24 protein-coding genes are annotated in these 23,872 nt (G+C 65.9%); 16 read left to right on the top strand and 8 right to left on the bottom strand.

The window, feature by feature from the left end:
- The first annotated feature begins 22 nt into the window (after positions 1-22).
- From gspM to ACTOWJ_RS28010, 5 genes are all read left to right on the top strand, one after another.
- Positions 23-673, top strand: a complete 651-nt coding sequence (gene gspM, locus ACTOWJ_RS28030) for a type II secretion system protein GspM (protein WP_441337936.1) — start codon at positions 23-25, stop codon at positions 671-673.
- Complete coding sequence (locus ACTOWJ_RS28025) at positions 663-1,445, top strand: type II secretion system protein XpsN (protein WP_441337926.1); 783 nt, start codon at positions 663-665, stop codon at positions 1,443-1,445. The genes gspM and ACTOWJ_RS28025 overlap by 11 nt, the downstream gene beginning before the upstream one ends.
- Positions 1,446-1,454: 9 nt before the next feature.
- Positions 1,455-3,701 (top strand): type II secretion system secretin GspD, encoded by a 2,247-nt coding sequence (gspD, locus tag ACTOWJ_RS28020; RefSeq protein ID WP_441337925.1) that lies wholly within the window; start codon positions 1,455-1,457, stop codon positions 3,699-3,701.
- A gap of 262 nt (positions 3,702-3,963) precedes the next feature.
- The gene (locus ACTOWJ_RS28015) at positions 3,964-4,803 is read left to right on the top strand and encodes a glycosyltransferase (RefSeq protein WP_441337924.1); all 840 of its coding nucleotides are present in this window, start codon (positions 3,964-3,966) and stop codon (positions 4,801-4,803) included.
- Between the two features lie 7 nt (positions 4,804-4,810).
- Entirely contained in the window at positions 4,811-5,683 is an 873-nt protein-coding gene (locus ACTOWJ_RS28010) for a glycosyltransferase family 2 protein (protein ID WP_441337935.1), read from the top strand.
- 410 nt (positions 5,684-6,093) lie between these two features.
- Here the strand turns inward: ACTOWJ_RS28010 and ACTOWJ_RS28005 are convergent, their stop codons facing one another.
- Positions 6,094-7,062, bottom strand: a complete 969-nt coding sequence (locus ACTOWJ_RS28005; RefSeq protein ID WP_441337923.1) for an MBL fold metallo-hydrolase — start codon at positions 7,060-7,062, stop codon at positions 6,094-6,096.
- Between the two features lie 113 nt (positions 7,063-7,175).
- Between ACTOWJ_RS28005 and ACTOWJ_RS28000 the strand changes: the two genes are divergently transcribed.
- Positions 7,176-8,057: a hypothetical protein gene (locus ACTOWJ_RS28000; RefSeq protein WP_441337922.1), complete on the top strand. Its 882-nt coding sequence runs from the start codon at positions 7,176-7,178 to the stop codon at positions 8,055-8,057.
- A 46-nt stretch (positions 8,058-8,103) separates the two neighbouring features.
- On the opposite strand, the gene ACTOWJ_RS27995 is transcribed toward ACTOWJ_RS28000, so the two are convergent.
- From ACTOWJ_RS27995 to map, 3 genes are all read right to left on the bottom strand, one after another.
- Positions 8,104-8,361: a hypothetical protein gene (locus ACTOWJ_RS27995; RefSeq protein ID WP_441337921.1), complete on the bottom strand. Its 258-nt coding sequence runs from the start codon at positions 8,359-8,361 to the stop codon at positions 8,104-8,106.
- Between the two features lie 12 nt (positions 8,362-8,373).
- Positions 8,374-9,186 carry an orotidine-5'-phosphate decarboxylase gene (pyrF, locus tag ACTOWJ_RS27990; protein WP_441337920.1) on the bottom strand — a complete coding sequence of 271 codons (813 nt, stop codon included), beginning with the start codon at positions 9,184-9,186 and terminating at the stop codon, positions 8,374-8,376.
- Between the two features lie 187 nt (positions 9,187-9,373).
- A complete protein-coding gene (gene map, locus ACTOWJ_RS27985) occupies positions 9,374-10,111 on the bottom strand; it encodes a type I methionyl aminopeptidase (RefSeq protein WP_441337919.1) in 738 nt (245 codons plus the stop codon).
- Positions 10,112-10,152: 41 nt separating this feature from the next.
- On the opposite strand from map, the gene ACTOWJ_RS27980 reads away from it, so the two are divergent.
- A complete protein-coding gene (locus ACTOWJ_RS27980; RefSeq protein WP_441337918.1) occupies positions 10,153-10,536 on the top strand; it encodes a DUF6053 domain-containing protein in 384 nt (127 codons plus the stop codon).
- Here ACTOWJ_RS27980 and ettA read toward each other — a convergent pair.
- Both ettA and lpxO read right to left on the bottom strand, forming a co-directional pair.
- A complete protein-coding gene (ettA, locus tag ACTOWJ_RS27975; RefSeq protein WP_441337917.1) occupies positions 10,449-12,110 on the bottom strand; it encodes an energy-dependent translational throttle protein EttA in 1,662 nt (553 codons plus the stop codon). The two genes, ACTOWJ_RS27980 and ettA, sit on opposite strands and share 88 nt — an antisense overlap.
- 266 nt (positions 12,111-12,376) lie before the next feature.
- Positions 12,377-13,279, bottom strand: coding sequence for a lipid A hydroxylase LpxO (gene lpxO, locus ACTOWJ_RS27970; protein ID WP_441337916.1), 903 nt, complete (start codon positions 13,277-13,279; stop codon positions 12,377-12,379).
- A 310-nt stretch (positions 13,280-13,589) separates the two neighbouring features.
- Here lpxO and glyA point away from each other — a divergent pair, with 310 nt between their 5' ends.
- From glyA to ACTOWJ_RS27935, 7 genes are all read left to right on the top strand, one after another.
- Complete coding sequence (glyA, locus tag ACTOWJ_RS27965; protein WP_441337915.1) at positions 13,590-14,894, top strand: serine hydroxymethyltransferase; 1,305 nt, start codon at positions 13,590-13,592, stop codon at positions 14,892-14,894.
- Positions 14,895-15,011: 117 nt separating this feature from the next.
- Positions 15,012-15,533, top strand: coding sequence for a transcriptional regulator NrdR (gene nrdR, locus ACTOWJ_RS27960; RefSeq protein WP_441337914.1), 522 nt, complete (start codon positions 15,012-15,014; stop codon positions 15,531-15,533).
- Between the two features lie 48 nt (positions 15,534-15,581).
- Complete coding sequence (locus ACTOWJ_RS27955; RefSeq protein WP_441337913.1) at positions 15,582-16,736, top strand: hypothetical protein; 1,155 nt, start codon at positions 15,582-15,584, stop codon at positions 16,734-16,736.
- A 10-nt stretch (positions 16,737-16,746) separates the two neighbouring features.
- The gene (locus ACTOWJ_RS27950; protein ID WP_441337912.1) at positions 16,747-17,625 is read left to right on the top strand and encodes a hypothetical protein; all 879 of its coding nucleotides are present in this window, start codon (positions 16,747-16,749) and stop codon (positions 17,623-17,625) included.
- Positions 17,622-18,716, top strand: coding sequence for a bifunctional diaminohydroxyphosphoribosylaminopyrimidine deaminase/5-amino-6-(5-phosphoribosylamino)uracil reductase RibD (ribD, locus tag ACTOWJ_RS27945; protein ID WP_441337911.1), 1,095 nt, complete (start codon positions 17,622-17,624; stop codon positions 18,714-18,716). Before ACTOWJ_RS27950 ends, ribD begins: the two co-directional genes overlap by 4 nt.
- A 76-nt stretch (positions 18,717-18,792) precedes the next feature.
- Complete coding sequence (locus tag ACTOWJ_RS27940; protein WP_441337910.1) at positions 18,793-19,572, top strand: class I SAM-dependent methyltransferase; 780 nt, start codon at positions 18,793-18,795, stop codon at positions 19,570-19,572.
- Positions 19,573-19,829: 257 nt separating this feature from the next.
- Entirely contained in the window at positions 19,830-21,098 is a 1,269-nt protein-coding gene (locus ACTOWJ_RS27935) for a tyrosine-type recombinase/integrase (RefSeq protein WP_441337909.1), read from the top strand.
- 50 nt (positions 21,099-21,148) lie between these two features.
- Here ACTOWJ_RS27935 and ACTOWJ_RS27930 read toward each other — a convergent pair whose 3' ends face one another.
- Positions 21,149-21,580 carry a helix-turn-helix transcriptional regulator gene (locus ACTOWJ_RS27930; RefSeq protein ID WP_441337908.1) on the bottom strand — a complete coding sequence of 144 codons (432 nt, stop codon included), beginning with the start codon at positions 21,578-21,580 and terminating at the stop codon, positions 21,149-21,151.
- An 85-nt stretch (positions 21,581-21,665) separates the two neighbouring features.
- Entirely contained in the window at positions 21,666-22,118 is a 453-nt protein-coding gene (locus tag ACTOWJ_RS27925) for a helix-turn-helix domain-containing protein (protein ID WP_441337907.1), read from the bottom strand.
- A 557-nt stretch (positions 22,119-22,675) separates the two neighbouring features.
- On the opposite strand from ACTOWJ_RS27925, the gene ACTOWJ_RS27920 reads away from it, so the two are divergent.
- On the top strand, positions 22,676-23,005 hold the full coding sequence (locus ACTOWJ_RS27920; RefSeq protein WP_441337906.1) for a hypothetical protein: 330 nt from the start codon (positions 22,676-22,678) through the stop codon (positions 23,003-23,005).
- Positions 23,002-23,514, top strand: coding sequence for a hypothetical protein (locus tag ACTOWJ_RS27915; protein WP_441337905.1), 513 nt, complete (start codon positions 23,002-23,004; stop codon positions 23,512-23,514). The genes ACTOWJ_RS27920 and ACTOWJ_RS27915 overlap by 4 nt, the downstream gene beginning before the upstream one ends.
- The last annotated feature ends 358 nt before the right edge of the window (positions 23,515-23,872 follow it).

The raw sequence follows: 23,872 nt of genomic DNA, 5'->3' as shown, positions 1-23,872 counted from the left end.
GACCGGCAATCGCCTGCGCGCGCTGACCGCCGACCGCGACCGTTGGCTGGCCCTGGGCCTGCTGCTGGCCGCGCTCGGCATCGCCTACGCGGTGCTGATCCACCCGTGGTGGACCGTGCCGATGATCGAGGCCGGCGATACCTTGCAGGGTCTGCAGGAGCGCGAACTGCGCCAGCGCATGGAGCTCAAGCAGGCGCCGCAGATCAAGCAACGGCTGGAGCAGGTGCGGCGGATGCAGGAAAGCCGTCCCGGCTTCCTGCCCGAGACCACCGCCGAGCTCGCCACCGCCGGCCTGGTCCAGCGTCTGGAAACCGTGGTGCTGCAAGCCAGCCCGGGCAATCGCAGCTGCGGCATCGTCAATCGCTCGCCGCTGGCCGAACCGCGCCGCGACCGCTATGCGCGGGTCGTGGTGCAGGTGCGCCTGCGTTGCGGCGCTCCGGAAACCGCGGCGGTGCTGCATTCGCTGGAAAGCGGTTCGCCGCGCTTGTTCGTCGGCAACCTCAATCTGCTGTCCACGCGCGGCTACTTCGTGCCCGGCACCGCCGGTCCGGCCAACGACGGCGGCCTGGACGTGAGCTTCGATCTATACGGTTATCTGCGTCCGAGCCCGGCGCCCGCCGCCGCGCCCAACGCCAACCCCAACAACGCCGCCGGAGGTGCCAATGCGCCTTGACGACGCCAGTCCGCGTACCTGGCTGCTGGCCACCGTGGCCGGTTGGGCGCTGCTGACCTGGGTGCTGGCGTTGGCCGGCATGGGCCGCGACGTCGACCCGTTGGCCGAAGACCCCAGCCTGGTCAAGCCGTTGCCGCAGCTGCGCAAGAGCCCGCCGGACACGCTCGGCCCGTTGACCCAATACAGCGAGATCGCCTCGCGCCCATTGTTCGTCGACGATCGCCGGCCCAAGCCGTTCTTCATGCAGGGCAAGGGCGAGGGCGAGAATCAGGCGGCCGCGTTCGATTACCTGCTGACCAGCGTGCTGATCACGCCGCAGCTGTCGATGGCGTTCCTGCAGCCGGCCGACGGCAGCGAGTCGGTGCGGGTCAAGCTCGGCGAAGTGCCCGAATCGCACCCGGCCTGGCGCCTGACCTCGCTGGAGCCGCGCCGCGCCGTGTTCGAAGGGCCCGAGGGCCGCCGCGAACTGGACCTGCGCCTGTTCAACGGCCAGGGCGGCGAGCCGCCGACTGCGATGACCTCGCCGCAGCCCGGCGTGCCCGCGCCGCAGCCGGTCGGTCGGCCGGTGCCCTCGGTTCCGCCGCCGCAGCCCAACCGGGCGCCGCAGGTCTCGCAGGTGCCTCCGCCTCCGTCGCCGCAACCCACCCCCACCGAAGCATCCGCGCCGCTCACCGAGCAGGCGCAGATGGAAGCCATCCGCAAGCGGATCGAAGCGCGTCGCGCCCAACTGCGGCAGCAACAAGCCGCTCAACCACCGGCCAACACGCCGTAGAGTGAACGCATGAAGCTACGTTCTCAGCAGTACGCCACCCACGCACTCGCCGCGGCGATCATCGCCACGCAGTTGGCATCGTGCACCAGCGTGATGTCGCCGCGTATCCATCGCGACGGCGACCCCAAGTCGATGAAGGGGCCGCAGACCGAGCAGGCCGGCGCGCGTCTGGTCCACAACGGCGTCGAACAGCAGGCGCTGGAAGGCAAGACCGATGAGGACGGCCCGCAGGCGCAGATCCGCCGCGGCACCGGCCAAACCATCAACCGCAGCGCCGCGGTCAAGCCGCCGCCGGGACTGCCGGTGACCACCGGCACGGCTTCGTTCAATTTCGAAGGCGAGTCCGTGCACGCGGTGGTCAAGGCCATTCTCGGCGACATGCTCGGCCAGAACTATGTGATCGCGCCGGGTGTGCAGGGCACCGTGACCCTGGCCACGCCCAAGCAGGTCAGCGCGGCCGAAGCGCTGAATCTGCTCGAGATGGTGTTGAGCTGGAACAACGCGCGCCTGGTCTACACCGGCGGCCGCTACAACATCGTGCCGGCCGATCAGGCGCTGGCCGGCAATGTCGCGCCGCGCACCGGTTCGGCCGACAACGCGCGCGGCTTCGAAGTGCGCACCGTGCCGTTGAAGTTCATCTCGGCCACCGAGATGGAGAAAATCCTCAAGCCGTACGCGCGTCCCAACGCGATCGTCAACGTCGACAACTCGCGCAACGTCGTCACCGTCGGCGGCACCCGGCAGGAACTCGACAACTACCTGCGCACGATCGAAGTGTTCGACGTCGACTGGCTGTCGGGCATGTCGGTCGGCGTGTTCCCGTTGCAGTCGGGTAAGGCGACCAAGGTCGTGGCCGACCTGGAAAAGGTGTTCGGCGAGCAGAGCAAGTCGCCGGTCTCGGGCATGTTCCGCTTCATGCCGCTGGAAGGCGCCAACGCGGTGATGGTGATCACCCCGCAGGCCGACTACCTCGACGACATCAAGGATTGGCTGGATCGCATCGACAGCGCCGGCGACAACGTCCAGTTGTTTACACAGGAACTGAAATACATCAAGGCCAAGGATCTGGCCGAGCGCTTATCGGAAGTGTTCGGCGGCCGCGCAGGCGGCGGTTCCAACGGCGGCGAAGGCGCGCCTTCGCTGATGCCGGGCCTGGAGTCGACCGAAGTGCGCGACGACGGTTCGGGCACCTCGACCGCCGACATCGGCAAGAGCGGCAGCGATAGCAGCTCGGGTTCGTCGTCCGGCAGCGGGCTCGGCGGTGGCGCTTCGTTGGGCTCGCGCCAGTCCGGCAACGGCGCGGTCACGCTGGAAGTCGACGGCTCCAAGGTCGGCGTGGCCGCGGTGGAGGAAACCAATGCCATTCTGGTGCGCGCCAGTCCGCAGGCGTGGAAATCGATCCGCAACGTGATCGAGAAGCTCGACGTGATGCCGATGCAGGTGCACATCGAGGCGCAGGTGGCCGAGGTCGAACTCGTCGGCGATCTAAGCTACGGCGTGAACTGGTATCTGGAACAGGCCGCTACCGATGCCGGCTTCCCCAATCTCAATCGCCGCCTCAATCCCGAGGTTCCGTTGAAATGGAGCACCATCGGCGCCAGCGTCGGCAACAACGGCGTGGCGTGGAGCTTGGTCAAGAACGGCGCCGCGGCCGTGCTCAGCGCGCTGGACAAGGTCACCGACGTGCACTTGCTGCAGACGCCGTCGGTATTCGTGCGCAACAACGCCGAAGCCTCGCTCAACGTCGGTACCCGCATTCCGATCGAATCGGTGTCGATCAACCCCGGGTCGTCCAACAACAACACCTACAGCCAGGTGCAGTACCTCGATACCGGCGTGATCCTCAAGGTGCGCCCGCGGGTGAGCCGCGACGGCATGGTGTTCATGGACATCGTGCAGGAAGTCAGCTCGGCGGGCGCGCCGCTGACCCCCGGCAGCCCCAACGTGCAGATCCTGACCCGCAAGCTCAAGACCGAGGCGGCGGTGCAGAGCGGCGAAACCGTGATGCTGGCCGGCCTGATCAACGACGAGACCCGCCGCACCGGCGCCGGCCTGCCCGGGCTGAGCCGGATTCCAGTGTTCGGCGCGCTGTTCGGCAGACAGGGCTCGTCCACCACCCGGCGCGAGACCATCATCCTGCTCACCCCGACCCTGGTCCGCAATCCGCAGGAATCGCGCGGCCTCACCGATGACTACAGCCGCCGGTTCCGCGCGATGGAGCCGTTGAACCCGAAAGAGAAGAAGAGCAAAAAGTAAACGCGGCCGCGGCCCCAAGGGGGACGAGGCAATCGCGACGCGGGGCCGGCATTGCCGGCCCCGTCGTTTTTTCGGGGCTTGCAGGACGAAGGCAGTGGACTGGCCCGCATGACGCCGCCATCACCCGCGCCGCACCCCGATCGCGCACACTATGCGCGTCCCTTACGAATGCGCAGATGCCCGAACGTCCGCACCCGCCATCGCTCCGCCGTCCCGTGCCGCCGCCCGAGCGCGTCGGCGCCGGCTCCTTCGGCGCCGCGTCATGAGCGAACTGCCGATCATCGTGGTGCCGGTGGGTGTAGACGACGACGCGCTCGACGCCTGCCTCGCCGCGCTGGAGCTGTGCACGCCGCCCGGCGCACGGGTCTGGCTGGCCGACGACGCCCAGACCGGGCCGCGCGGTTACGCCATCATCGAACGCTGGTTGCAGCGCACCGCGCTCAAGGCCGACTACAGCCGCCGCCAGCGCAGCATAGGCGAGGTCGCGCACCTGGACGAAGTCTTGAAGGCGTGCGGCGACGCCGACGTCGCCGTGCTCGCCGCCGACGCGGTGCCCGCGCCGGGCTGGTTGTCGCGGCTGCAGGCGTGTTTCGCCGCCGACGGCGCGATCGCCTCGGCCACGCCGTGGTGCAACGCCGGCGAAGCCGCGGCCTGGCCGCGGATCGGCGAAATCGCCGCGCCGCCCGACGCCAGCGACGCCGAGCGTCTGGCGCGCGCGCTGGCGCAGATGCCGGCGGTGCTGCCCGAACTGCCGGCCGCGATCGGCCACGCGGTGCTGTTGCGCGGCAGCGCGCGGCGCCGCGCCGGCGGCCTGGACGCGTCGAGTTACGGCTCCTGGTACGCCGCGTTGACCGATTTGTCGCTGCGTCTGTCCGGACTGGGTTGGCGCAACGTATTGTGCGATACCGCCTTCGTCGCCCGCGTCGGCGAAGGACGGCCCAGCGACGGCGACATGGACGCGCTGGCCGCGCGCTGGCCCGACTGGCATGCGCGCCTGGCCAATTTCCTCATGCGCGATCCTCTGCGCGATCTGCGCCAACAACTCGCCGAACGGTTGGAACGCGTCGGCCCACCGGACATGCAACGTGATCTCTTCCTCTGACCAACCGATGAGGTTGTCCGCCAAGGGCCCGGCCTTCAACGCCGTAGTGGTCAGCTACCGCAGCGCCGCGACCATCGACGAATGCCTCGAGCGCTTGCGCGCGTGCGACGGCGTCGCCGCTATCCGCGTGGTCGACAACCAGTCCGACGACGGCACCCTCGACATCGTCCAGCGCCAGGCCTCGCTCGATCCGCGCCTGCGCTTCATCGCCAACCCCGACAACCCCGGTTTCTCGGTCGGTTGCAACCAGGGCGCGGCCGATCTGGAGCCGGCGCCGGACGAAGACGACTGGCTGGTCTTCGTCAATCCCGATTGCATGGTCGAAACCGACACGCTGCGGCGCCTGCACGCTTTGGCCACGCCGCTGGGCCCGGTGCTGATCAGCGCCGACCTGGTCAACGAACAGGGCGAACGCGATGCCGCGGTGCGCCGCCGCGACCCGGATTTCGGCGCCATGCTCGCCGGCCTGTTGCGGCCGTGGGCCGCGCCGAAGATGGCGGTGGCGCCCGACGACACTCAGGCCGTGCAAGTGGTCGAAGCCACGTCCGGCGCGCTGATGTTGATGCCGCGTCCGCTGTTCGCGCGCGTCGGCGGATTCGACGAAGGCTATCGGCTGCACGCCGAGGACCTGGACCTGTGCCGGCGCGTGCGCGAAGCCGGCGGCACGGTCGCGGTCGCCAACGACGTGCGCGTGGTGCACGTGCGCGGCGTGTCCAGCCGCTCGCGGCCGTTCTTCGTGGAATGGAACAAGCACCGCGGCCTGTGGCGTTATTTCCGTAAATTCGAAGCGTCGCGTCGTGGCGTGTTGGTGCGCGCGGGCGTGTTCGCGGCGATCTGGCTGCGGTTTCCGATCGCGGCTTTGCGCGCGGCCTTACGCTAAGCGCGGTCTCGCTGCTCGGCGTCGCCAAGCTTGCGCTTTAGCGGGACTTTTGTGGGAGGGGCTTGAGCCCCGACGCTTTTGGCTCCGGTCGCTGCGCTCGCATGAGATCCAGGCGATCCGAACGAAGAGCGTCGGGGCTCAAGCCCCTCCCACAAAAGACTTCGCTGCTTTCGTTCAGGCGGCTTAGATGCGATGACGCTATTGCGCCATCGGAAGGCGACGGGTCGGTAACTCGCTCGCGATTCGTGGGCAGGGGACTTGAAATCCGGTGTCTTTCGCCCGGTCTTTGTGGGCTCTAGACGCCTCGGCGATCCGAACGAAGAGCGTCGGGGCTCAAGCCCCTCCCACAAAGATTTCGCCGCTTTCGAAGCACTTTGCGCTTTCGTTCGAGACGCGTGAGGGTTGAAGGCCTACAGCTCCATCAGATCGCGACCGATCACCAACTCGCCCTTGAAGTGCGGCGCGACCGCCGCGCGCCATACCTCGTCGGTCAAGGCCGGGTCGCCGCCGGGTACGAAGTGATTGAGCACGAGGGTCTTCACTCCGGCCGCGGTGGCGAGTTCGCCGACTTGTTCGGTGGTGGTGTGGCTGTCGAGCAGGTGCTGACGCAGTCGCGCTGCCTGCGCTTCGCTGGCGATGAGTTTCTCCAGCGCGGGCAGGTACATCACTTCGTGGACCAGTACGTCGGCGCCGCGCGCCAGTTCGATCAGCGCCGGACTCGGCCGGGTGTCGCCGGAAAACACGATCGAACGGTCGGGCGTATCGAAGCGGTAGGCGAAGGCCGGGCGCAGCGGCGGATGTTCGACCAGCGCCGCGCTGACCCGCACGCGTTCGTCGCGCATCACCTCGCCGCCGCGGAGCAAGTCGTGCGGGCGGATCATCGCGGCGAGATCGGGACGGCCTTCGTCGGCGATGCGGGTGCGGATATCGGTGGCGTTGAGGCGCAGGAACTGCCGGGTCATGCGCTTGAGCGGCGGCGGTCCCCAGGTGTCGACCGGGTGGCGCAGGTCCGCGGCCCAGGCCAGCCACAGCAGATTGCCGTAGTCGGCGTTGTGATCGGAATGGTGGTGAGTGACGAACACGCTGTCGATCGCGCCCAGCGACAGACCGGCCAGGGCCATCTGCCTGGCCACGCCGTTGCCGCAGTCGACCACGTAGATCGCGCCGTCGACCACCACCGCGCTCGCCGGCGCCGCGCGCAAGGCCTTCGGCGTGGGTCCGCCGGCGGTGCCGAGCAGGATCAAGCGAGTCTGCGCGACCGGTTTCGCCGGCGCGAAGAGCTGCTGCGGCGCGGCGAAAGCGGGCAGGGCGCTCAGCCCCAGCGCGGAGGCGGACGCCAGCAGCAGACGGCGGCGTGCGGAATCTGTGAGTCGGTCCATGGCTTTAGCCTAACCTGCGATCGCGATGTGTGACGTCTGCGAATTCGCGGCCGTACGGACCTGCCCGTATAGTCGGACGATCGGGCCCGCGGGCCGACCACAAGGAACTGGTCATGTCGTTGTTCAGCAAGCTGTTCGGCGGCAAGCGCGAGACCGCGGTGCTGACCCATCCGATGGACCTGCACGCGTTCACCGACCGCTACGCGGCGGCGTTGCGTGCGGCCTGGCCGCAGGCGCGATTGAGCATCGCCCACGGCGCGCTGGCGGCGGACACGCGGATCGAGTGGTCGCTGGACGACGGCTTCCAGGCCACGCATTTTCTCGGCAACAGTTATCAACGTTATCTGGATGCGCCGGAACTGCTGGAAGACGTGTTCGCCGATCAGGTGGCCGCGGCGCGCGAATTGCAGCGCCGGTTCGCCGCCGACGGCGCGGAGCCCGGCGACGCGGACAACGCGATGATTCTGCCCGTGCTCAAGACTCGCGGCTGGCATGAGGTCGCCTTGCAGCAGGCGCGTTCGATCGGTAACGGCAACCGCATTGCCTTCATCGTCGAGCCGCTGGTCGGCGATCTGGTGCTGACCTATGTCGAGGACAAACCCGATTCGATGAACTTCCTGTCGCCGGACGAAGCGCAACGGCGCGGCCTGGATGCGCAGACGTTGCGCGAACGGGCGCTGAGCAATCTGAGCCGGTTCCTGCCCGAACTGGACGTGCAGGGCAACGGCGGCCGCTATGCCGCGCGCCTGGATCGCAACTACGACGCGAGCATGGTGCTGCTGTTCGAACACTGGCGCGAGCGCGTGCAGGTGCGCGGCGAGCCGGTGTTCGCGATCGCCGCGCGCGATGAGGTGCTGGTGTGCGGCAGCGAGGATCGCGAGAGTCTGGATTCGCTGCGGGACATCGCCGAGGAAATCTCGCGGACCTCGGCCTATAACCTGTCGCGCACGTTGTACGTGTTCCGCGAAGACGGTCTGCACGTACTGGTCGATTGAGCCCCGGCCGACGCGGGTATCCGCGCCGGGTCGCGCAGCGCGCGAATCAGGGTTCGGTCGAAACGATCAAGGCTTCAAGTTCGGTCCGTTCTTGCGCCGTGCACGGATCGAGAAAGTACAGGTCCGGGCCATAGGTCAGATCGAACTTCACATTGAAGTGTTTTCCGCGCCAACGGCAGAAGAACACATCGGCCTCGGGAACGAAGCCTTGACGGATCAGCTCGGCTTCGCCACGCCTGAACAGCGCGCGCAGCGACGCGGCGACCTCGAGGTTGTCCATGTGCAGGAACGAAGCGCGGCTCATGCCGGGTGGCGCTCAGCGATAGCGATTGATCTGGTCGCGCAAGGATTTGGCCGCTGCGGCGGCGGCTTCGGCGTAGTCCTCGCCCTGGGAGGCGTACAGGATCGCGCGCGAGCTGCTGACTATCAGGCCGGTGCCGTCGGCGGTCTTGGCGTTGCCGATCACCGCTTCGACGTCGCCGCCTTGCGCGCCGACGCCGGGCACCAGGAACGGTATGTCGCCGACGATCGCGCGTACCTCGCGCAGTTGCGCCGGCCAGGTCGCGCCGACCACCAGCGAGCAGTTGCCGTGGGCGTTCCACTCGCGCGCGACTTTCTCGGCCACGTGCTGGTACAGCGGTCGGCCGTCGACCAGCAGGTCCTGCAGATCGCCGGCGCCGGCATTGGAGGTGCGACACAGCACCACCACGCCGCGGTCGGCGCGGTCCAGGAACGGCTGCACCGAATCGCGACCCATGTACGGATTGACGGTGACCGCATCGGCGCCGTGGCGATCGAAGGCTTCGCTGACGTAATGCTGCGCGGTGCTGCCGATATCGCCGCGCTTGCTGTCCAGGATCACCGGAATGCCCGGATGCCGCGCGTGGACGTACTCGATCAGCCGGCTCAGCGCGTCTTCGGCGCGCAGCGCGGCGAAGTGGGCGATCTGCGGTTTGAACGCGCAGGCGTACTGAGCGGTGGCATCGACGATGTCGCGATTGAAGACGAACACCGCGTCGGCATCGTCGGCGAAACGCGCCGGAAACTTGGCCGGCTCCGGATCCAGGCCCACGCAGACCAAGGTGTCGGCTTGTTGCCAGCGGTTACGCAGGGACTGCATGAAGCTCATGGCGGGAATCCTGGGATGGAGACGGGAATCAAAAGCGCGAATCAAAAGCGCGAATCAATAGCGAGAATGGGGAACTGTGGATCAAGGTATTCGGAATCAGTAACGAGCCCGAATGCTGCAGTACTTGCGAACCGCTTCGCCACGTCAGTCCCCTGATCCCGCATCTCGTTCCCCGCCCTTTACCCCCTCACGTAACGATGATCGGATCGCCCGAAGTCACCACCACCGTGTGTTCGAACTGCGCCGCGAAGCCGCGGCGGCAGCGCATCGCCCAGCCGTCTTCGCCTTCGTCGGTCTGGGTGCAGTGGGTGGCCAGAAACGGCTCGACCGTGATCACCATGCCTTCGTGCAGGCGCCGGGTATCGCGCGGATCGTAGTAACCGGGAATATTGCCCGGCGCTTCGTGCAGGGCGCGGCCGACGCCGTGGCTGCCGAGGTTGCGGATCACCCGCAGGCCGCGCTTGGCCGCGATGCCTTCGACGGTGCGGCCGATGCTGTTGATCAGGTTGCCGGCGCGCAATTGCGCGATGGCCGTGTCGCGCGCTTCCAAGGTGGCGTCGAGCAACTTGCGTTGGGTGGGGTTGGCCGGGCCGATCACGAAGCTGCCGCCGGTGTCGGCGAAGTAACCGTCGAGTTCGGCCGAGACATCGATGTTGACCAGATCGCCCTCGCACAACACGGTGCCGTCGGGGATGCCGTGCGCGGCGACGGCGTTGATACTGATGCAGGTCGCGCCGGGGAAATCGTAGGTCAGCTGCGGCGCCGAGCGCGCGCCGGCGTCGCGCAGCATGGCTGCGCCGATGGCATCGAGATCGCGCGAGACCGCGCCGGGCACGGCGGCTTCGCGCATGGTCGTCAGGATCGACGCCACCAGCGAACCGGCGCGGCGCAGACCTTCGAGTTCGAACGCGTGCAGGACGGTCATGTGGATTCCTCGGGGGCGGAGGCCATGGGCAGATTAACTCCATGCGGGTGCACGGCGGAACACGGGAATGCCGGCGCGCGTGCCACGATTTGGACGATGGCCGGAGGTCTTTTGTGGGAGGGGCTTCAGCCCCGACGCTTTCCGGGCAGATTGCCGTGCCCGGGGCGAAGAGCGTCGGGGCTGAAGCCCCTCCCACAAAAGGCTTCGCGGTTTCGAATCCGGGGCGGCGATCGCCGCGAAGACCGATGGCTCGGAACCCGGCCTGCCGCGCGAGCCTGCCGCCGATACGACAACGGGACCGTCTCCGGTCCCGTTGTCGTAACGCGCAGGAGCAGGGTTACTTCAACGCCTTGAACCGCAAACGATGCGGCTTGGCGCCTTCCTCGCCCATGCGGCGCTTCTTGTCTTCTTCGTACTCGCGGTAGTTGCCCTGGAAGAACTCGACGTGCGAGTCGCCTTCAAACGCCAGGATGTGGGTCGCGATGCGGTCCAGGAACCAGCGATCGTGCGAGATCACGAAGGTGTTGCCCGGGAATTCGAGCAGGGCGTCTTCGAGCGCGCGCAGGGTTTCGATGTCCAGGTCGTTGGACGGCTCGTCGAGCAGCAGCACGTTGCCGCCCTGCAGCAGGGTCTTGGCCATGTGCAGGCGGCCGCGTTCGCCGCCCGACAGCGAGCCGACCATCTTCTGCTGGTCCTGGCCCTTGAAGTTGAAGCGGCCGATGTAGGCGCGCGACTGGATCTCGATGCCGTTGATGTTGAGGATGTCCAGGCCGCCGGACACTTCCTGGAACACGTTGTGGTTGCCGGTCAGCGCTTCGCGGCTCTGGTCGACATAGGCCAGCTTGACGGTCGGGCCGGTCTCGATCGTGCCCGAATCGGGCAGTTCCTTGCCGATGATCATCTTGAACAGCGTCGACTTGCCGGCGCCGTTGGGGCCGATGATGCCGACGATCGCGCCCGCGGGCACGCTGAAGCTGAGGTCTTCGATCAACAGGCGATCGCCGAACTTCTTGTTGACGTTCTTGAACTCGATGACCTTGTTGCCCAGGCGCTCGCCCGGCGGAATGAAGATCTCGTTGGTTTCCTGGCGCTTCTGGTAGTCGACCGCCTGCAGTTCATCGATGCGCGCAAGACGCGCCTTGCCCTTGCTGCGGCCGCCCTTGGCGTTGCTGCGGGCCCACTCGAGTTCCTTCTGGATCGCTTTCTGGCGCGACTTTTCCTGGTTGTCTTCCTGCTTCAGGCGCTCGTCCTTCTGCACCAGCCAATCGGTGTAGTTGCCCTTCCACGGAATGCCGCGGCCGCGGTCGAGTTCGAGAATCCACTCGGCGGCGTTGTCGAGGAAGTAGCGATCGTGGGTGACGGCCACCACAGTACCGGTGTAGCGCGCGAGGAACTGCTCCAGCCATTCGACCGATTCGGCGTCGAGGTGGTTGGTCGGTTCGTCGAGCAGCAGCATGTCGGGCTTTTGCAGCAGCAGCTGGCACAGCGCGACGCGGCGCTTCTCGCCGCCGGAGAGGTTGCCGACCACGGCCTCCCACGGCGGCAGGCGCAGCGCGTCGGCGGCGACTTCGAGCTGGTTCTCCAGCGTGTGCGCGTCGCCGGCGGCGAGGATCGACTCCAGGCGCTGCTGTTCGGCGGCGAGCTTGTCGAAGTCGGCTCCGTCTTCGGCGTAGGCGGCATAGACCGCGTCCAGCGCGGCCTGCGCGTTGATGATCTCGCCCAGCCCGACTTCCACGGCCTGACGCACGGTGTGGGCCGGATCCAACTGCGGCTCCTGGGCCAGGTAGCCGACTTTGATGCCGTTGGCCGGGCGCGCTTCGCCGGTGAAGTCGGTGTCCACGCCGGCCATGATCTTGAGCACGGTGGACTTGCCGGCGCCGTTGAGGCCGAGCAGGCCGATCTTGGCGCCCGGGAAGAACGACAGCGAAATGTCCTTGATGATCTGACGCTTCGGCGGCACGGTCTTGCTGACGCCGTTCATGGTGTAGATGTATTGCATGCGAGCTCCGAAGCAAAGGCGCGCCGAGCCGGGCCGGGAATGGCCGGGGGGCGGGGCGGGGGGCATTGCGAATCCCCGATTATCCCGCAGGCGCTGGCGTGGTTCCAGCGCGGGGCAGAGGGAAAAGGTGAATGTGGACCGACGGCGGCCTTTGTGGGAGGGGCTTCAGCCCCGACGCCTTTTTCTCAGGGCGGGGCGATCTGACCGGAAGGCGTCGGGGCTGAAGCCCCTCCTATAAAGACCACCGCCCGAGAGAGCGGCGGGGATTACAACCAGACGATGAAGGCGACCACCGCCGCCACGGCCGCGTATTTGAAGAAGTAGTAGGTGCCCTTGCTGCGTTCCTTCAGGGCCTTGGACTTGAGCCGCAGCACGTAGAAGTAACGGAAAATCTTGTTGATCGCGCCGGTCTTGTCGCCTTCGCTGTTGGGCGAGGCGCCCGCGGCGATCAGGCGCTTGGCGATGAAGCGGTTCAGGCCGCGCGCCCAGCCCCAGCGCATCGGGCGCTCGATGTCGCAGAACAGGATGATCCGGTTCTGCTCGGAACCGTTCTGGGCCCAGTGGATGTAGGTCTCGTCGAACATGGTCCATTCGCCGTCGCGCCAGCTGTAGCGCTGGCCGTCGACGTCGATGAAGCAGGCGTCGTCGTTGGGCGTGTCCAGGCCCAGGTGCAGGCGCAGCGAGCCGGCGTAGGGGTCGCGGTGCGGACGCAGTTCGCTGCCCGGCGGCAGTTCGGTGAACATCGCCGCCTTGACGCTGGGCACCTCGCGCAGCAGTTGGGTGGTGACCGGACACAGCTCGGCCGCCGAGGGGTGGGCGTCGTCGTACCACTTGAGGTAGAAGCGCTTCCAGCCGCGGCGGAAGAAGGAATTGAAGCCGACGTCGTTGTACTGGTCGGCGGCCTTGATCTGCTGTATTTCGCGCAGGTGCAGCGCTTCGGCGCGGATCTCGCGCCAGCGCGCGCGCAGCGGCTCAAGCTCGGGGAAGTGCTGATCCGGGTTCAGAAATGCGGTGGTGGGCACGCGCGAGCAGGCGTACATCAGCACGTTGATCGGAGCCATGAAGGTCGAATGGTCCAGCAATTGCCGGCCCAGACGATGGCGTACGCGCCCGCGGAAGTGCACATACACCGCGCTGGCGAGGAACAGGAAGACGAAGACCCATTTCATGGTCGGATATCCAAAGCTGAAGCTGTCATAGTCGGGGCCGCCGTGAGCCTGGCGGCCGGACCGGCCGGTAGAGGCGGGTCCAGGGAAAGAGTCGACGGTCATTGTCCGCCGGGTCGGGCTGCGAGGGCAGCCCCGTCTTGGCGGTTGGCCGCCATACGCCCCTAGGCTAACATTTCAAGTCTTGCGTCAAGCCACCCGCAGGTTAACGGCTCAGCGCCCGGCCTCTCCCTGAAATGGCCCGGCGCGCCTGCCATCCGGCCTGATGCGACGTTCCTCCCCCCTCCCGTCCGCTCTTTCCCCGAGGCCGCGAATGTTCCCCAGCCACACCCGTATTGCCGGATTCGACGACGAACTTGCCCAGGCCATCGCCGACGAGGCCCGCCGTCAGGAAGACCATGTCGAGCTGATCGCCTCGGAAAACTACGCCAGCCCGCGCGTGCTGGAGGCTCAGGGCAGCGTGCTGACCAACAAGTACGCCGAAGGCTATCCGGGCAAGCGCTATTACGGCGGCTGCGAATACGTGGATATCGCCGAGCAACTGGCCCTGGACCGGGTCAAGCAGCTGTTCGGAGCGGGCTCCACAGAAGATATGTACGCCAACGTGCAGCCGCATTCGGGCTCGCAGGCCAACCAGGCGGTGTACTTCGCCCTGCTCAACCCGGGCGACACCATCCTGGGCATGAGCCTGGCCCACGGCGGCCACCTCACCCACGGCGCCAAGGTCAACGCCAGCGGCAAGCTGTTCAACGCGGTGCAGTACGGCGTCAACGAACAGGGCCTGATCGATTACGACGAAGTCGAGCGTCTGGCCGTCGAGCACAAGCCGAAGATGATCGTCGGCGGCTTCAGCGCCTACTCGCAGGTGGTCGATTGGGCGCGCTTCCGCGCCATCGCCAATAAGGTCGGCGCCTACCTGTTCGTCGACATGGCCCACGTCGCCGGCCTGATCGCCGCCGGCGTTTACCCGACCCCGGTGCCGCACGCGCATGTGGTCACCTCGACCACCCACAAGACCCTGCGTGGCCCGCGCGGCGGCATCATCGTCGCCAAGCGCTGGGAAGGCTCGGTCGACACCGGCACCGGCGCGGTGGATTTCGACGAGATGCAGAAGAAGCTGCAGAGCATCGTGTTCCCGGGCATTCAGGGCGGTCCGCTGATGCACGTGATCGCGGCCAAGGCGGTGGCGTTCAAGGAAGCGCTGGAGCCCGAATTCAAGGACTACCAGGCGCAGGTGGTCAAGAATGCCCAGGCGATGGCCAAGACCATCATCGCGCGCGGCTACAAGATCGTTTCCGGCGGCACGCAAAACCACCTGATGCTGGTCGACATGATCGGCAAGGGCATCACCGGCAAGGACGCGGAAGCCGCGCTCGGCCGCGCCCACATCACGGTCAACAAGAACGCTGTCCCCAACGATCCGCAGAAGCCGTTCGTGACCTCGGGCCTGCGCATCGGTACCCCGGCGGTCACCACCCGCGGCTACAAGGAACCTGATTGCGTGGCCCTGGCCGAGTGGATCTGCGACGTGCTCGACAACCCGAAGGACGAGAAAGTCATCGCGGGCGTGCGCGAGAACGTCACCAAGCAGTGCGCGCAGTTCCCGGTGTATGGCTGAAAGGTCGGGATTCGGGATTGGTGATTCGGGATTAGAGAGCGCATTCGCGGCGGCTTGGCACTATGCTGAGCCCTGCCGCAACCGCTTTTGACTTCCCGACTCCCAAATCCCGCCCCCATGCACTGCCCCTTCTGCCAGCACCACGACACCCGCGTCATCGACTCGCGCGTGTCCGACGACGGCGCCACGATACGGCGCCGCCGCGTGTGCGAGGCCTGCGGTGAGCGCTTCAGCACCCTGGAAACCATCGAGCTCAAGCTGCCGGTGATCATCAAGGGCGACGGCCGTCGCGAGGCGTTCGACGCGCGCAAGCTGCGCGGCGGCTTCGACCGCGCGCTGCAGAAGCGGCCGGTCGCGGAAGAACAGATCGAAGCGGCGGTGCGCGCGGTCGTGCATCAGCTGCGCATGACCGCCGAACGCGAATTGCCCTCGCGCCGGGTCGGCGAATTCGTCATGGCCGAGCTGCGCAAGCTCGATCATGTGGGCTACGTGCGTTTCGCCTCGGTGTATCGATCGTTCGAGGACGTGGCCGATTTCCGCGAGGAACTCGACCGCCTGGAGCGCGATATTCCCGGCGACGGCCAGTTGACCTTGCTCGGCGACGACGAGCCGCGCTTGGACAACAAGAAGAAGCGTTGAGCGTTTTCACGGCGTTGTCCGCCGGTACGCGCCAAAAGGAGTTCGCGCATGCGCAACCTGATCAGATTCGCGTCGTTCGTGGTGGCCGGGTTGGCCGCGGCGCCCGCCTGGTCGCAGGCCGGCAACACCGCCGAAGATCAAGAACGCGCGCCGCTCGCGGGCCGTTACGTCCTGGAGGGCGCGACCCAGGCCCGCTCGCAGTTGCTGCTGCAGGCCGACGGCAGTTTCGAGTTGGATTTTCAGCATGCCGGGCGCGAGCAAGCCGCCAGCGGCCGCTGGACGCGCAGCGCCAATGACGTGGTGTTGACCAGCCAACCGCGCAAGACCGGCACGCCGCTGTTTTCCGTCGCCGAGGCGACGCCCTGGCAGAAGGGCGCGCAGGCCGCGTTGAAGGAGTCAGAGTCCGCTCACCGCAGCGAGCTCATCCGCGCCGCGTGTCCGTTCGTCAAGACCTACGAGGAAGGCATCGTCCAGGCCAGCGCGAGCAACGCGGCCGCGCAGGTTTTCGCCGAAGCCGAGAAAGACGCCGAGCGCAAATCCTCCGTCGAGGCCGATTTGACGGTCGCGATGATGGAACTGGAACAGGCTCGGGCGGAGGCCGAAATCGCGATCGGAACGGCGATCATGACCGGCATCGTGCGCGGACGCCCCAGCGACGACACCGCCGCGCCGGCGGCGATGGACGATATGGCCATCACGGCCGATAGTGCGGTGCGCGCGTATCTGGAACGGGTGAAGGACGTCGGGCAGCTGTATGCATTGAGCGGGCGCGGCATACCGACGCTGCGCGAGCCTGCATTCAAGCGCGAGGCGTGTTTGCGCGAACCGCGCATGGCCGACGCGAAGCCCGGATACGGGATCGTCATCGACTATTCGGACCCGGACTTCTCGCTGCAGTCGTTGCCGGTGGATTTCATCTATTCCGACGGCCGCGTCGAGCGCCGCGAAACCAGCCCGGACAAATCGGCGCTGGTGCCGCAGCGTCCGGGTACGCGCCTGACCCAGGTCACGGTGCATATCGATCGCATCCATTCCAATCATCCGGCCGAAACGCTGGCGGTGGATGAAAGCAAGGGGCGCATTTTCGTGCTGCGCTTGGATACCGCCGCGGTGAGGCCGTTGGCGTTTGAGGAAATGCCGCTCAAGCTCGATGGCGGCGATCTGAAATCGCTGGATTTCGGCGGCCGCTATGTCCGGCATTGAGGAGCCCGCAATGAACGGTGCTCGTGCGGTACGCATCCGACGCTATCGATTCGGCCCGCTTGCGCTCGCGTTGATCGGCTGCCTATCGGCGTCGGCGAATGCCGCCGCGGCAGCGTGTGCGGCGCCCGGCGATGCGGCGCTGGTGGCCAAATACACCACGCCGGTGGACAACTTCGCCACGCCGTCCGAGAAATCGATCTCGACCCTGCAAATGAACAAGGACGGCAGCTTCCGTTGGTACGACCTGCCGCCGCTGCCTTATCCGGAAATCGCCGGTTGCTGGCAGCGCAAGGGCGATACCGTGATGCTCGTACTCGGCGCGCCCGCCGGCGGCGACGGGGTCAAGCGCTCGATGCCCACGCCATGGACCCAGGCCGATTTGAACCAGGTGCGCCGCGAAGGCGTCCAGACCATCGCGCAGGCGGTCGATGCCGGGCTGCTGGCGGCCGGGCGGGTGTGGGCGTATCAGACCCGCAAGGCCGGCGAGCCGGTGCGGGTGAAAGTGTACGAGCCCACGATCGGCATCCCGCCGGGCGAGGTCAAGGTCACGCTGCGATTGCGCGACGGCGAACTCGTCGAAGGCGCGCCGGTGCCGGACGAGGAACAGGTCATCGATAACCGTCCCCGGCCGAGCGGCGGCGAGTATCTGTTCGCCTCCTTGCCCGGCGACGCCGCGGTGCGGGCCATCGGCATCCGTTTTCCGAACCAGCCCGATCGCCCGCGTTGGGTGACGGTCGAGGACGACACCAGGCTGCTGTACATGATCGAATTCGACGCCAGGGCCACCGCTTCGCTGTATGGCGGTGTGATGACGTTCAACGTGGACGCCGATGGCAGCCTGAGTCCGACGCCGCCGGATCGTGGCGAACCTTTCAAGCGCACGCCATGACCACCAACTTCACCACCACCGACCACGCTCACATGGCCCGCGCCCTGCGTTTGGCCGAGAAGGGCGCCTACACCACCAAGCCCAACCCGATGGTGGGCTGCGTGATCGCACACGGCGACGAAGTCGTCGGCGAAGGCTGGCACGAACGCGCCGGCGAGCCGCATGCGGAAGTGCATGCGCTGCGCGCGGCCGGCGAACGCGCGCGTGGCGCGACCGCCTACGTGACCCTGGAGCCGTGCGCGCACACCGGCCGCACCGGGCCGTGCGCCGATGCCTTGATCGAGGCCGGCGTGGCGCGCGTGGTCGCGGCGATGCGCGACCCGTTCCCGCAGGTCGACGGCGCCGGTTTCGCCAAGCTGCAGGCGGCCGGCATCGCGGTCGCCAGCGGTTTGATGGAAGCGCAGGCGCGCGCGCTCAATCGCGGGTATCTCTCGCGGATCGAGCGCGGGCGGCCGTGGTTGCGGGTCAAGCTGGCGACCAGTCTGGACGGGCGCAGCGCGCTGGCCAGCGGCGAGTCCAAATGGATCAGCGGCGACGCCTCGCGCCTAGACGTGCAGCACTGGCGCGCGCGCAGTGGCGCGATCGTGACCGGCGCGGGCACCGTGCTCGCCGACGATCCCTCGCTGACCGTGCGCCTGGGCGACGACACAGCCTTCGTCGCGCCGTTGCGGGTGGTGCTCGATCCGGGCCTGGCCACGGTGGCGCGCGGCCGCGTGCGCGAGGGCGATGCGCCGACTTTGTATCTGCACGCGCCCGACGCCAAGCCGCCGCGCGATTTCGCCGCCCAGCACGCGGCGGTGCCGATGATCGACGGCCGCATCGATCTGCAGGCGGTGCTCAGGCTGTTGGCCGAGCGCGGCGTCAACGAGATCCAGCTCGAAGCCGGCGCGACCCTGGCCGGCGCGTTCCTGGCGCAGAATCTGGTCGACGAGGTGTTGCTGTACGTCGCGCCGGTGTTGCTCGGCGAGAACGCGCGGCCGATGTTCGACGGCCTGGGCATCGAGGCGATGACCAGCAAACTGCATCTGGACCTGGTCGATCTGCGCCGGCTCGGCGAAGACACGCGGGTGCTGTTGCAGCCGAGGCGATAACGGCGGCGACGGCGCGCCGAGCGTCCGTCGGCCGAAAGCGGCACCATCGCAACACGGCCTGCGGGAGTTCACGGGCATGAACCAGAACGCATTCAAGGACCATTTCTCCGCCATCGCCGGCGCTTATGCGGCCGCGCGTCCGGAGTATCCGGACGCGTTGTTCGAGCAGATCGCCCGCCATGTGCCGGCTGATGCGCAGGTGTGGGAACCGGGCTGCGGCAGCGGCCAGGCCACGCGCGGACTGGCCGCGCATTTCGCCCACGTGCACGCCAGCGACCCCAGCGCGCGACAGGTCGAGCAGCATTGGGCGCGCGACGCCGCGCTGCGCGGCGAGGGCCGGGTGAGTCTGGCGATCGAACCGGGCGAACGCACCGAACTGGGTCCGGCCAGCGTGCAACTGGTCGCCGTGGCTCAGGCCCTGCATTGGTTCGAACGCGAACGTTTCTTCGCCGAATGCGAGCGCGTGCTCGCGCCGGGCGGCGTGCTGGCGGTCTGGGCCTATGGCGATTTCCTGGCGCCGGAAGGGATGAGCGAGGCGATGGCGGGGTTCCACGCGCAGATCGACGGTTATTGGCAGCGCGAGAACGCCGAAGTCCGCGCGGGCTATGCCGAGTACGAATGGCCGTTCGCGGCGTTGCCGACCGCGCCGCTGTGGCTGGAGGCCGAGTGGGGCCTGGGGCGGTTTCTGGGTTACCTGAACAGTTTGTCGGCGACCGAACGCTGCAAGGCCGCCACCGGCGAGGATCCGGTCGCGATCAATCGACCGACGCTGTCGCGGGCCTGGGGCATGGCCGAGGACGTGCGCACGATCCAGTGGCCGATGCATCTGCATCTGCGGCGGAAGAGCGGGGATTAGGGGTTGGGGATTGGGGATTTCGGGACTCGGTGGTGCCCTCTCCTGCGTCTGTTTTTGCTCGTCATTCCCGCGTTCGCGGGAATGACGGCGAAATCGATTTTTACGTGTCTGTCACCAGCCAGGGCTGTCCGACTAAGTTGATAAAATGCCTTGAATTAAGGTGTTTAGTGTCTCGCGCTGTCCGGGGCTCGCTGGTCACATCCAGGAAAACTGTTGGTATAGTTGTTGGTATCAAACAGAAGCAAGGAGGCAGACAGATGGCGTTGACTGATCTACGCATCAGGCAGGCGAAGGCTGGGGAAAAGCCGTATCGCTTGGCGGATGGTGGCGGGATGTTCCTTGAGGTGCGCCCCAACGGGGCCAAGTTCTTTCGATACGCCTATCGCATTGATAAGAAGCCGAACCTGTACGCGATCGGGGGCTATCCCGAGAAGACCCTCCTGCAAGCGCGTGAGGAGCATGTACGAGCGCGCGCGCATGTAAAGGCCGGTCGTCATCCGGCCCATGAGCGTGCCCGTGAGCGGCGCGAGGTCATCCAGCTCAACAAAGAAACCTTCAAGGCGACGGCCGAGGAGTGGTTCAAGAGTAAGCGGACTATCCCCGCCGAGGGGCCGAACAAAGGACAGCGCGGCTGGTCGGCCAGTCATGAGGATCGGACCCGGCGATACTTGGACAAGGACATCTATCCGAAGCTGGACAACATGGCGCTGCGGTCAATCAAAACCGTTGACGTGGCCGGCATCGTAAAAGCGATGGAGAAGCGCGGGGCTCCAGTGGCAGCGCTCATCGCTCGCCAGATTGTCTCGCAAGTGTTTGTGTACGCGATCTCCGACGGGCGTGCTGATTTCGACCCCGCCTACATCATTCGCCGCACCGCCAAGCGAAGGGGCACCAAAGTCGTTCACAAGACGCCGCTTCGCCCGAGCGAAATACGGGTGCTGTCGGATCGTCTGTCCGCATTTAAGAAGAAGCGAGTGCGGGTGATCGCGATCTTGCTGCTGCTTCACACCTTTATTCGAGGGAAGGAGTTGCGGACGACGCCTTGGGCGGAGGTTTTGCCGGCCCTCGACAGTTCCTTGTGGGTGATTCCTGGAGAGAGGATGAAGATGGGAAGGACTCACCTAGTCCCGCTGTCGCCGCAGGTAGTAGAGCTTCTGAAGGAGCTGCATGCGCTGACCGGCGACGGTGAGTACCTGTTCCCGCATAGCAGAAAGGCCGGGTTGCCAATGGGCTACGATGGGGTCAACTACGTCCTGCGGGAGTTGGGTTATCCCCGCCGTTCGCTCACCGGGCATGCTTTCCGTGCAACTGCTTCGACCCTACTCAACGAAATGGACTTTCGTTTAGAGCACGTCGACATGCAGTTGGCCCATGCAAGCGGCGATGCGTACAACCACGCGCGCTACCTTCGCGAACGCACCAAGATGATGAAAGTGTGGTCGAACTTCATCGACAAGATCGCGCGCGGCGAAGACGTCGAGGGGCAACTCGCAAACGAAGGCTTCATTGCTTCGTTAGTCAATTGAGCATGGGTCGCCAGCGCCTCGCGCGCTGGCGACCATCTGCTTCACTGCGGTCAAGCCGCAGACCGGATCGAAGCGCCTTTCGTATTGCGCAGGTTGATCCGTGAGGCGATCCATGCCTGGATTTCATCATTGACCCAAGCAGAAATGCCGCCCCCCAGCGGAACCGGCCTAGGGAATGCATCGCCGCTGCCAAGCGCGTAGACGCTGCTACGACTCATCCCAGTTTTTTCAATAACGGCTTTAAGCCGGAGGAGCTGGGCGGGTACGAGCCGCACGCGCGGCACGAGGCCGAAGCGCTTGTCGCGCTGCGCAATACACTCATCGATCCAGGCCTGGACTTCGCTCTCAACCCATCCGGGCATGGCGCGGCTCAGCGCCACCGGCGTGGGGAATGTGCCCGCCTGGGCTCGGGCATAGAGCGTGCTTCGCCCGAGCCCGGTGCGTTCCATGACGGTCTTCGCTCGGATCAGTCGCGCATCCATTATGCCGCTTTGCCTTTAGGTTCAGTATTCTGTACCTTATGGGCGGAAATGTGCCTCGTCAAGGCCGAGCGGGATGGGAGGTGTGCTACTTAATGCCCTGAGCCATCTCTGCCAGCAGCGGCGACGACATGCTGGGCGAACTGGTCAAGACTTTGTATAGGAGGGCGATGGCGCGGGCTTCGCGGGGAATGCCCGTTCGGTCAGGCGCGATGGCTTTGAGAACGAGCTTCAGTCGGTCTATGTCAAGTTCAGCGGATCGGACGTTGGCGCGTTGTTCGCCCGACCCCGTCGCCAACCACTCGACGGAAAACCCTGTCACTGCCTGGATCGCAAAGAGGTTCGCAGGGCTTGGGGAGGCGATGCTGTCGCACTCCCATTGACTGACTAAGCTTTTGCCTATCTTGACCTTGGTAATGCTGGAAATGCCTGCCGCTAGTGCTTCTTGCGACAGATTGGAGTCTAGGCGTGCGTAACGAATCCTTGCGCCAGTCGTTCGTGGATGGGCGACTGCGGCAGTGCGGAGAGGACGCTTAGTCATAAGTTGCCGATCTTGTTAGAAGAAGGTTTATTAAAACGCACCTAATGCGAGATAGCTTAACCTATCTGCGGGGTACCTATTTGGGAATTCTATTACGGAAAGGAAGGGGTCTTAGTAGGTCTGGGCATCACCTTTTATCTCTCTTTCCATCAGACTTAAAGCGCTTTTATAAGGCAATCGTCTAGTGAGACGGGCTCATTAATAGGCAGTGAGGCCACAGCCTCACGCCCTCTCTTAGTCCGCCCAAGTGGCGAGCTGATTCGATGGCTGAGGGGAGCAATCGAGGAGGAGCGACCCACTTGAGCGTCAGCGAATATTGTGACGCGCGTCAACTTTTCAAGCGCAATGTGCTCGGCGCTCCCGAACCTTGCGGCCAGCAATCCGGTGGTGTGCATTGAGGGCACAGCCGGTGATCACTTCTTGAGTCCTGACGACCTGCTTAACGTCGTCGGAACCGCTTGAATCTGAATGTGTAGACGGCCGACGGGTGAATCATTGAAGCTCGCGCCAGAAAGAAAGGGGGAGGCCCCCTGAAGAAAAACGAGAAAGGATCTCAAGTGAAGGACACCGAAGGCAGCAGCACCGTTATCCCGCTCCCTACCCCGCTCAATGTCACCCGAATCCGGCTGGGCAATATCTGGCTCGTGGCTGCCGAACTGGTTCGGAGGGTGGGCCACACTCAGCGTAGCGCCGGCGAAGCGCCCTATGTACTTGTGCTCGATTCATTAGGCGACGTGCATGCGGTGCAATCCGGTGACCCGGATTACGCCAGCAGCGTCTGCGCGGATGGCTTCATTTGCACCCTGGACGCTACGACTCCGATTGGCGAAGTTGCGGCGGGTCTGCGTGCCGCTATCCGGCGCCTGGGTGCGCAGGAGATCGCATGAGGGCGCAGCGGCGCTACGGTAGCTCGTTGATCCGGCAGATCGGATCGTCCGATCGCGTGAAGCGCGAACGGACGAAGCGAGGTGACCTGGAGGCCACGCATGGGCGCGCGCTGGTGCGCTGGGCGGATCTCATGTCTAAGGCAGGTCGACCGGAATTGGCTTTCCTTCTCCATATCCCCAATGGCGGAGCCCGCTCCGCAATGACCGGGGCGGAGCTGAAGCGTCAAGGCGTCCGCAGAGGGGTCTGGGACTATCTGTTGCCCGTGCAGCGTCATCCGCTTGGCGTAACGCCTTATGCGGGGCTCTGGATGGAATTTAAGCGACCGGGTGAACGCCGCGCGATCCGCGGCGGGCTGTCTCCGCAGCAACTGGCATTCGGACGGTTCGTTCATGGCCACGGCTTTGCCACCGTAGTCGCTTACGAGTGGACTGAAGCCCGAGACGCGCTCCTGGCTTACTTGGATGCCCAAGAGGTGCCTTTTTTTTGGTGCCCATTAGGTACAGTTTAATGCACCTAGCGCCATAAGCAGCCAATGCTCTTTGGTCGCCAGTGTCAACCGAGTGATTCCCACGTCAAAGGAGTGTCTTCGTGCGAAGCGAAAGAACAGTACGGGAAAATGATGTGATGGCCTCGCTCCCCAGGTTTGGAAGGGGTGTGGCATGAGTGCGGACTTTATGACTCGCCCTGAGCGGGCGACGCAGCGCCGTCAAGGGCGGGTGCTGGTGCAGAAAGTGAAAGCATGCGGCGGATGCTTCTGCTGCACCTACAGAGACCGAAGCAGCGAGGCATGGGGGCGCGCGCTGTGTGGGAAGAAGACGCCCGCTCGTTTCCTCAAGGCCGGCTGCGACTTCGATCCTGAGTACAGC

Origin of the sequence: Lysobacter sp. CA199 (genome assembly GCF_052078715.1) — a bacterium.
Classification (GTDB): Bacteria; Pseudomonadota; Gammaproteobacteria; order Xanthomonadales; family Xanthomonadaceae; genus Lysobacter.
Note: the sequence above shows the minus strand (reverse complement) of the source record. Positions and strands in the feature narration are given on the sequence as shown.

What these genes read in the sequence shown, in the direction of transcription:
- ACTOWJ_RS28010 (WP_441337935.1), top strand. Translation starts at nt 4,811, where the DNA reads ATGAGGTTGTCCGCCAAGGGCCCGGCCTTCAACGCCGTAGTGGTCAGC.
- ribD (WP_441337911.1), top strand. Translation starts at nt 17,622, where the DNA reads ATGACCACCAACTTCACCACCACCGACCACGCTCACATGGCCCGCGCC.
- ACTOWJ_RS27955 (WP_441337913.1), top strand. Translation starts at nt 15,582, where the DNA reads ATGCGCAACCTGATCAGATTCGCGTCGTTCGTGGTGGCCGGGTTGGCC.
- ACTOWJ_RS27950 (WP_441337912.1), top strand. Translation starts at nt 16,747, where the DNA reads ATGAACGGTGCTCGTGCGGTACGCATCCGACGCTATCGATTCGGCCCG.
- ACTOWJ_RS27995 (WP_441337921.1), bottom strand. Translation starts at nt 8,361, where the DNA reads ATGAGCCGCGCTTCGTTCCTGCACATGGACAACCTCGAGGTCGCCGCG.
- ACTOWJ_RS27940 (WP_441337910.1), top strand. Translation starts at nt 18,793, where the DNA reads ATGAACCAGAACGCATTCAAGGACCATTTCTCCGCCATCGCCGGCGCT.
- ACTOWJ_RS27935 (WP_441337909.1), top strand. Translation starts at nt 19,830, where the DNA reads ATGGCGTTGACTGATCTACGCATCAGGCAGGCGAAGGCTGGGGAAAAG.
- map (WP_441337919.1), bottom strand. Translation starts at nt 10,111, where the DNA reads ATGACCGTCCTGCACGCGTTCGAACTCGAAGGTCTGCGCCGCGCCGGT.
- ACTOWJ_RS28000 (WP_441337922.1), top strand. Translation starts at nt 7,176, where the DNA reads ATGTCGTTGTTCAGCAAGCTGTTCGGCGGCAAGCGCGAGACCGCGGTG.
- ACTOWJ_RS27915 (WP_441337905.1), top strand. Translation starts at nt 23,002, where the DNA reads ATGAGGGCGCAGCGGCGCTACGGTAGCTCGTTGATCCGGCAGATCGGA.
- ACTOWJ_RS28015 (WP_441337924.1), top strand. Translation starts at nt 3,964, where the DNA reads ATGAGCGAACTGCCGATCATCGTGGTGCCGGTGGGTGTAGACGACGAC.
- ACTOWJ_RS28005 (WP_441337923.1), bottom strand. Translation starts at nt 7,062, where the DNA reads ATGGACCGACTCACAGATTCCGCACGCCGCCGTCTGCTGCTGGCGTCC.
- pyrF (WP_441337920.1), bottom strand. Translation starts at nt 9,186, where the DNA reads ATGAGCTTCATGCAGTCCCTGCGTAACCGCTGGCAACAAGCCGACACC.
- ACTOWJ_RS27980 (WP_441337918.1), top strand. Translation starts at nt 10,153, where the DNA reads ATGCGGGTGCACGGCGGAACACGGGAATGCCGGCGCGCGTGCCACGAT.
- ACTOWJ_RS28025 (WP_441337926.1), top strand. Translation starts at nt 663, where the DNA reads ATGCGCCTTGACGACGCCAGTCCGCGTACCTGGCTGCTGGCCACCGTG.
- ACTOWJ_RS27925 (WP_441337907.1), bottom strand. Translation starts at nt 22,118, where the DNA reads ATGACTAAGCGTCCTCTCCGCACTGCCGCAGTCGCCCATCCACGAACG.
- glyA (WP_441337915.1), top strand. Translation starts at nt 13,590, where the DNA reads ATGTTCCCCAGCCACACCCGTATTGCCGGATTCGACGACGAACTTGCC.
- ACTOWJ_RS27930 (WP_441337908.1), bottom strand. Translation starts at nt 21,580, where the DNA reads ATGGATGCGCGACTGATCCGAGCGAAGACCGTCATGGAACGCACCGGG.
- ettA (WP_441337917.1), bottom strand. Translation starts at nt 12,110, where the DNA reads ATGCAATACATCTACACCATGAACGGCGTCAGCAAGACCGTGCCGCCG.
- gspD (WP_441337925.1), top strand. Translation starts at nt 1,455, where the DNA reads ATGAAGCTACGTTCTCAGCAGTACGCCACCCACGCACTCGCCGCGGCG.
- lpxO (WP_441337916.1), bottom strand. Translation starts at nt 13,279, where the DNA reads ATGAAATGGGTCTTCGTCTTCCTGTTCCTCGCCAGCGCGGTGTATGTG.
- nrdR (WP_441337914.1), top strand. Translation starts at nt 15,012, where the DNA reads ATGCACTGCCCCTTCTGCCAGCACCACGACACCCGCGTCATCGACTCG.